The following is a 6565-nucleotide window of genomic DNA, read 5'->3' as shown; positions in this document are numbered from 1 at the left end:
CCCTCCGATTTATCTGAGGCTGTCCGAAGGAGGGGGTGTTTCTAATGTGGCAAGTGATTTTTCTTGAAAATTAGAAAAGGTTGGTTCCTGTTCTCTTCGGGGGGCTCAGTCCTGCTGTCCGCTTTATCCCGATAGAAAAAATCGGGATGTCCGTTCCCATCAGGTTTATTTTACAAAGGATAGTGGTTCTTTTGTTCTTGAAAACTTACATTTGAAAAAATAAATTTTAGTGAAATATTTACTCTCTATATTAATTTTATTATTCGGTTTTACCGTCACTGCGCAGGTTACAACTAAAATAGAAAATGATCCACTTTTTGGAAAAGATTGCTATTACATGCAAAGTTTGCCAAAAGAAGCTAAAATAAAAGGGGTATTATTTTTGGTGCCTGGTTTTTTAGAAAGTCCAACAGCAGTAACGGCTCAATCAACAATTGTACAAGAAGCCAATAAACGTGGCTTAGCAGTTGCAATGGTTAATCTTACACCCAGCAATGAAAGTTTTCCAATTGATAAAAAGAGCATCAATACCTTAGGTGAAATGATTGCCGATTTTTATCGTAAAAATAAGCTTCAACCCGCATTAGATCTTTATCTTGGTGGTTTTTCTATTGGTGGTACAGCAGCCTTAAAGTTTTATTCAGAAAAAAATAAGGATATAAAGATCAGTAAGGTTTTCGCAATAGATCCTCCCTTAGATATGGTTAGGTTAAGGAAGTCATTACTAAAAGGGCGGGAAAAAAGTTTTGTGGTTAAACTAGATACTTTAAATAGCGAACATAAGCAACAAGAACAAAGTTTAAAAGAGTTATCAGTTTACAATCCCGATTATACAGCATTAAATATGTTGCCAGACTATCGATCAACTGCTTTAAGGATTTACAGTGAACCAGATATTCTATGGTGGATAAACTATAGGGGCATGGATCTGTCGGATATGAACGTAACAGATTGTGCGGGTTACATCAATAAATTAAAGCAAAAATCGCAAGATAATAAAGTAGAACTCGTTCTAACTAAAGATAGAGGATTAAGAAATAATACACAAAAACACCCGCATTCCTGGAGTATAGCGGAACCAGTGGATTTAATTATCTGGTTATTGGCAAAATAATTTAATATTGAATTAAGAAAGTAAAGGATTATGAAAACAATTATTATAACATTATGCATTGGTTTTTTTGGTTTTGTAGCAAATGCCCAAACCACACCTCAAAAAGCGGCAACAGCTAAAGTGTTTAGCAATAAGGTTGTTGATATCGCTTGTGGTGAATGCCAGTTTAAGATGAAAGGTAAAGATTGCGAGTTAGCCGTGAAAATAGATGGCAAAGCTTATTTCGTGGATGGTAAAAATATCGACGATTTTGGCGATGCACATGGCGAACATGGTTTTTGTAATGCAGTAAGCAAAGCAGAGGTTAGCGGCGAAATTGTAAACAACCGTTTTAAGGCAACTTCGATAAAATTACTGCCAGTTAAAAAGTAGTTTTACCGCAAAGGAACCAAAGTTTTTCGTGAAGAGGCGCAAAGCTTGATTAGCTATACGCTCAGCTTTCCGCGCTCTGCGTCTTTTCTTTGTGCGCTTTGGGGTTAAAAGCGTGATAGGTTATTCAAATTCCTTTTCCAAACCCTGCCTTAAATCGAAAAGCAGCCATTGTTTGTTTTTTACATCGGCCTGCCGGGTTTTTAATAACTGGATGAAATCTTTCACCCCAATTTCTTCATTTCCGTTACCATGAATCAGGACGATACTACCGGCGTTTGGCTGCTGTCCTTTTGCTAACCAGGCATCGCTTCCAACAGGAATTAATCCGTAAGCCTCAATTTTTTCTACAATTGCCTTATCCGACACCAGGCCAGGGAAACGAAAAAATACAGAGGGCGTTAAGCCGTTTTTAAGCATTAGCTTTTCGTTCTCCAACACCTCTACATCTAAATTGGTGCCTGGAGCTAGTAAAAAATTTTCGGCTAATGGCAGTTTATTTACTTCGTGGTTGTAGGTATGGTTTACCCAGGTAATATCCAGTTCCTTTTTCTCGACCAGACTTTTCAGCCAGTTTAAGTCGTCCTGATGTTTTAACATCCATTTACCTGAAACAGAAACGGCTAATGGAGCAGGCTGTTCTATCTTTTTAAATTCGTCAAAAACAGATTGAAAAATAATCCTGTCTAAAGTTTTATGCGATGGACAAAGATCGATGGTTAAAGTAATTCCCTTTTCATTCGGAATGGCATGATCGATGCCTGCGTTTTGCAGTTGTAAATCTTTGGCTGCAGCAGCTTCAATTGATCTAATATAAGCTGTATTTTTAAAAATCGCCAATACATTTGAATACTGTAAACTGCTTGTGGTATAGTTACTGGCCAGATCTACTTTGGTGTCTAAAGTTTCACGATTTACCAATAACAGATATTTTTGATTATCCGCAGAAAAGCTTCTCCACGCTAGGAGCTTTTCACCGGCATGAGTTGCAACAGCAAAATTCATCTTGTAACGTTTGATATTATCGAAATTTTGTGCAAAACCAATCTGAGCGATCAGTTGTAGTAAAAGCAATAATTTAAATTTCATGAAAAGGGTTGCAATTGTATTTAGGCTGTTCGTAATTAAATGAAATGAAGGTTTTCTGATTTTTTCTCTTTTTTTCTCTCCTTTTGGTCTTTCTTGTACTCTTTTTTTAGGTCCCGAAGCTCTTGTCGCATTTCTTTACGGGCCTCCCTTTTTTCTGCACTACTATCGAATTCTTCCTGTTTAAAATCGTCAATGATTTCTTTTTTTTCAATCTCATAGTTCATTTGGTCGGCATTGTCGTTTAAGCTCTTCATCATCATATTGGTTAAGGCTTTTTGATCGCCTACCGATGTAGATTTACCCATTTTTTCGGCCTCTTTCAACTGTTTGAGCATGGTAACAGCCATCTGTTTAGGCATGGCGCTTTTTAATTGTTTCTCTACATCTTTCCATTCTTTCACGCTCATTTTCTTTGCAGAATCTGTAACGGTTAATTTTAATGAAGAGATTTTTGAGATGGCTTGTGGTTGAGATGCGATTGCTGATAATGAAGCTGTGCATACTGTCAATAATAGGAACAATAATTTTTTCATAAGCTTTAGATTAAGATAATTGAATTTACAGAAATCTTTTAAATAACTAAGCCTTTAACAGATTATTTAAAGATCGGATGATTCCTTATTTAAAATCTTTCTAATTTAATGTAAATCCATTATCTTTACCATCATCGTCCAATGAACAAAGAAAAAGTAAAATTATGGTTTAAGCGGGTGGGGCTGATTGGGTTTTTATTCTTCCTGATTAAAGGATTAATATGGCTTGTTGTGTTCTATGTTATCGGCAAAAACGTTACTTAAATAGTTCATTTGGTTAGTAGTTCATTTGTTCACTCGTCATTGGTTCATTAGGCCATGCGAATTGTATACAGCCATCGTTTTTCTTAATGACCTTAATCTTAAAGGTGAAAAATCTTGGAGCGTTTATTTAACTTCATCATTAAGAAAATTAAGCTGGAATTGATGTGATATTAAACTTAGATGCACTCAGGTGACTAAGGTGGTTCAATAATAACAGTAGACAGACTAGGCTGATCTGTTGTTAATCTCTTAATGATGAAAAAATCTATCTAAAAGTAAATAGCATATTTGCCAGGAAATTCCACACAAAAACAATAATAATGGCAAAAAATTTGGCTACATAAAAATTGGTGCCGTTTTTCCTTTGATGGAAGAGATAAATGATAAAAGTATTTAGTCCTAAACCAACTAAACTTACCACTAAAAATTTACCAAATTCGGTTGCCCAATGGGTATTGGTGCTTTCGAAAGTCCACACACGGTTAATCAGGTAATTATTGGTTACCGCAAGGGTAAAACCGATCGCATTTGCAATGTATTTGTTTATTTTAATTTTCTCCTTACACAACCAGGTGGCACCGAAATCGATCGCCATGCCAAGGAAACCCGTTAATCCAAACTTTAAGATGCGGAAGAATAAATCCATTTTAATGTATTTTAACCAAATAAAAGTGCTCTAAAACCTGAGGGCGGGTTTTGGCGTTTAAGAATTTGCCCGTTAGTTTAGTGGTATGAAAATATTCAAACGATTTTAGAATTTCAGCATGGTATTCGCTTTTTAATTTTGCGAGTTCTTGTTCAGGAATATAAACAACCAAATCTTTGAGGTGTTTCGATCTGTCGAGATCGCTGTAATTATGCAAATATTTCACTTCTCCCGGAGCATAAAAGTCAAAAGAGAATGCATCTATATAATTTAATACTGCAGGTTTGGCCGTAGGATAATTTTGCTTCAACCAGTTGCCCGCCTGCATACCCGATTGATATTTTAAAAGGGCAGGGTAGAAAAAAACAAAAAGAAAGATCATTAACCCGATAGATAAAAAGACACTTCTGGCAATAACGGTTTCTAATAAAATGCCTTTAAACAACAAGAATGCAAGGACGAAAACAACAATCAAAATACCAATGATTAAATAGGGGTTTTCGAAACCAAAGAAATAGGCCAGGGCTGAAAGTAAGGCAATAACCAGAATGAAAATGATATTCTGGATCATGAAAAAGGTTTTTATACCCTTGCTGCTAAGTTTTCTTAAATAAAGTGCTGTGATGATCGAAAACTGGGGAAAAATGATCAGGATATAATGCGGTAACTGAAATTTCGAAAGTGAAAAAATCAGAAAAGTAACTGCGGCACTTGCCCAGATCATAATGCTTTCGGGTGCTAAAGCAATTCTGTTTTTCTTTTTAAACAGGTTTACAACAGCGGTATAAAATAATACAGACCAGGGCAGAAATGCCCAAAGGGTGGTGTGTAGGAAAAAAGAAATATCACCTTTCCCTTTAATGGGCCCGTTATTAAAGAACCGCCCAAACTGACTGTCCCAGAAGAAGAATTTTAAACCAGAAACGCCGGTTCTTTCGAAAACAATTTTTTCAGGGTGCAGATCGAATTGCGTGTAAAGCGAATACAGTTCGGGAGTAATAAAAACAAAGATCAAAAGAATAGCGATGTACCATTTTGGTTTGATCAATTCCTGGTATTGTTCCGTAAACAGCCAATAAATAATGAAACCTGCAAATACAGGGATCAGCACAAAAATGCCTTTGATCAATATCGCGCAGGCCGCAAAAAATGAGCCTGCTACCAGGTGCCAAAAAGAATTTTGATGTGCCTTATAATAATGGTAAATAGAGGCTAAGGTAAAAGTGGTGATGTAAATTTCGGCCCGCACATCAAAGGTCGAGGTAATAATATGTAGTGCACTCAGGAAAATTACGGCACTAATTAATCCGGTTTTCTCATCATATATATCTTTGGCTAATCTGTATAAATAGCCTGCGCCCAATAAACCAAACAAAAATGAAGGCAGTTTATAGGCAAAAGATGAAATGCCGAAAATTTTAAAAGATGCTGCAGAAATCCAGAAAGTAAGGTGTGGTTTATCCAGCCAATCGGCCCCTCGACCATAAAGATTAAACCAATCTTTAAACAGGATGATGTTTTTAGACATGGAGGCATATAATGCGCCATCAGGTTCCATCACGCCACCAAAAAGTGCTGGTATACTTGCGATTGCGAGTAAAACGATCAGGAATTTATATAGGGTTGTATCTTTTAAGTTCATTTATAAGAAGCAAATATGAGCAAAAAAAAGTCAAATTTTTTTAAGGTTTAAGATTAACAAAGGCAAAGCCTTATCTTTGCTTTATGACAAAGTTATCGGTTAATATCAATAAAATTGCTACCCTTCGCAACAGTCGCGGGGGTAATAATCCTGATTTAGTTAAGGTTGCGTTAGACTGCGAACGTTTCGGCGCACAGGGAATTACCGTGCATCCACGCCCTGATGAGCGTCATATCCGCTATCAGGATGTTTACGACTTAAAGGCTGTTATTGCTACAGAATTTAATATTGAAGGCAATTGTAAGGAAGATAAATTTGTCGATCTGGTTTTGGCCAATAAACCGGCACAGGTTACTTTGGTGCCTGATGCCGAAGGCCAGATTACTTCTAACCACGGCTGGGATACCATCAAACATAAGGATTACCTGAAAGAAATGGTTGCTGTTTTCCAAAATGAAGGCATCCGCGTTTCTATTTTTGTAGATCCATTGGTGGAGATGGTTGAAGGTGCAGTAGAAACAGGAACAGACCGTATTGAATTGTATACCGAAGCTTATGCACATAATTATTACGCAGATCGCGAAAAGGCTATTGTAAGTTATATTGCTGCAGCACATCATGCCAATACTTTAGGTTTGGGAATCAATGCAGGGCATGATCTGGATTTACATAATCTGCATTATTTCGCACAGAGTATCCCGGGTTTGTTGGAAGTTTCTATTGGCCATGCGCTCATTAGCGATGCGCTTTATTTAGGTTTGGAAACTACCGTTCAGAAATATTTACAACAATTGGCTTAGTTTTTAACCGCAAAGACTGCAAAGAAAAAGGGCACAAAGAACGGAAAGTTAGGTGCGTAGGTTTAAATCAAGCTCTGCGCTTCTTTGCGAAATCCTTGGTGCCCTTTG

Annotated in this window: 7 protein-coding genes; 3 read left to right on the top strand and 4 right to left on the bottom strand. The window is 36.8% G+C overall.

Annotation, left to right across the window (positions count from 1 at the left end; genetic code table 11):
* Positions 1-229: 229 nt before the first annotated feature.
* Together R2S57_RS21845 and R2S57_RS21840 are read left to right on the top strand one after the other, a co-directional pair.
* Positions 230-1114, top strand: coding sequence for a hypothetical protein (locus tag R2S57_RS21845; RefSeq protein WP_316847066.1), 885 nt, complete (start codon positions 230-232; stop codon positions 1112-1114).
* Positions 1115-1144: 30 nt separating this feature from the next.
* Positions 1145-1486 carry a DUF6370 family protein gene (locus R2S57_RS21840; protein WP_316847065.1) on the top strand — a complete coding sequence of 114 codons (342 nt, stop codon included), beginning with the start codon at positions 1145-1147 and terminating at the stop codon, positions 1484-1486.
* Between the two features lie 120 nt (positions 1487-1606).
* Here the strand turns inward: R2S57_RS21840 and R2S57_RS21835 are convergent, their stop codons facing one another.
* From R2S57_RS21835 to R2S57_RS21820, 4 genes are all read right to left on the bottom strand, one after another.
* Positions 1607-2572: a polysaccharide deacetylase gene (locus tag R2S57_RS21835; protein ID WP_316847064.1), complete on the bottom strand. Its 966-nt coding sequence runs from the start codon at positions 2570-2572 to the stop codon at positions 1607-1609.
* A gap of 35 nt (positions 2573-2607) precedes the next feature.
* On the bottom strand, positions 2608-3105 hold the full coding sequence (locus R2S57_RS21830; RefSeq protein WP_316847063.1) for a hypothetical protein: 498 nt from the start codon (positions 3103-3105) through the stop codon (positions 2608-2610).
* Positions 3106-3634: 529 nt separating this feature from the next.
* Entirely contained in the window at positions 3635-4015 is a 381-nt protein-coding gene (locus R2S57_RS21825) for a GtrA family protein (protein WP_316847062.1), read from the bottom strand.
* 1 nt (position 4016) lies between these two features.
* Positions 4017-5657 carry an ArnT family glycosyltransferase gene (locus tag R2S57_RS21820; RefSeq protein ID WP_316847061.1) on the bottom strand — a complete coding sequence of 547 codons (1641 nt, stop codon included), beginning with the start codon at positions 5655-5657 and terminating at the stop codon, positions 4017-4019.
* A gap of 83 nt (positions 5658-5740) precedes the next feature.
* Between R2S57_RS21820 and R2S57_RS21815 the strand changes: the two genes are divergently transcribed.
* Positions 5741-6457, top strand: a complete 717-nt coding sequence (locus tag R2S57_RS21815) for a pyridoxine 5'-phosphate synthase (RefSeq protein ID WP_316847060.1) — start codon at positions 5741-5743, stop codon at positions 6455-6457.
* Positions 6458-6565: the final 108 nt, after the last annotated feature.

The organism is Pedobacter psychrodurus (assembly GCF_032678585.1).
In the GTDB taxonomy this organism is placed as follows: domain Bacteria; phylum Bacteroidota; class Bacteroidia; order Sphingobacteriales; family Sphingobacteriaceae; genus Pedobacter; species Pedobacter psychrodurus_A.
The sequence above is the reverse complement of the archived record's forward strand: the minus strand, read 5'-3'. Positions and strand labels throughout refer to the sequence as shown.

Coding starts and splice junctions, on each gene's coding strand:
- R2S57_RS21815 (WP_316847060.1), top strand. CDS start 5,741: ATGACAAAGTTATCGGTTAATATCAATAAAATTGCTACCCTTCGCAAC.
- R2S57_RS21825 (WP_316847062.1), bottom strand. CDS start 4,015: ATGGATTTATTCTTCCGCATCTTAAAGTTTGGATTAACGGGTTTCCTT.
- R2S57_RS21835 (WP_316847064.1), bottom strand. CDS start 2,572: ATGAAATTTAAATTATTGCTTTTACTACAACTGATCGCTCAGATTGGT.
- R2S57_RS21820 (WP_316847061.1), bottom strand. CDS start 5,657: ATGAACTTAAAAGATACAACCCTATATAAATTCCTGATCGTTTTACTC.
- R2S57_RS21840 (WP_316847065.1), top strand. CDS start 1,145: ATGAAAACAATTATTATAACATTATGCATTGGTTTTTTTGGTTTTGTA.
- R2S57_RS21830 (WP_316847063.1), bottom strand. CDS start 3,105: ATGAAAAAATTATTGTTCCTATTATTGACAGTATGCACAGCTTCATTA.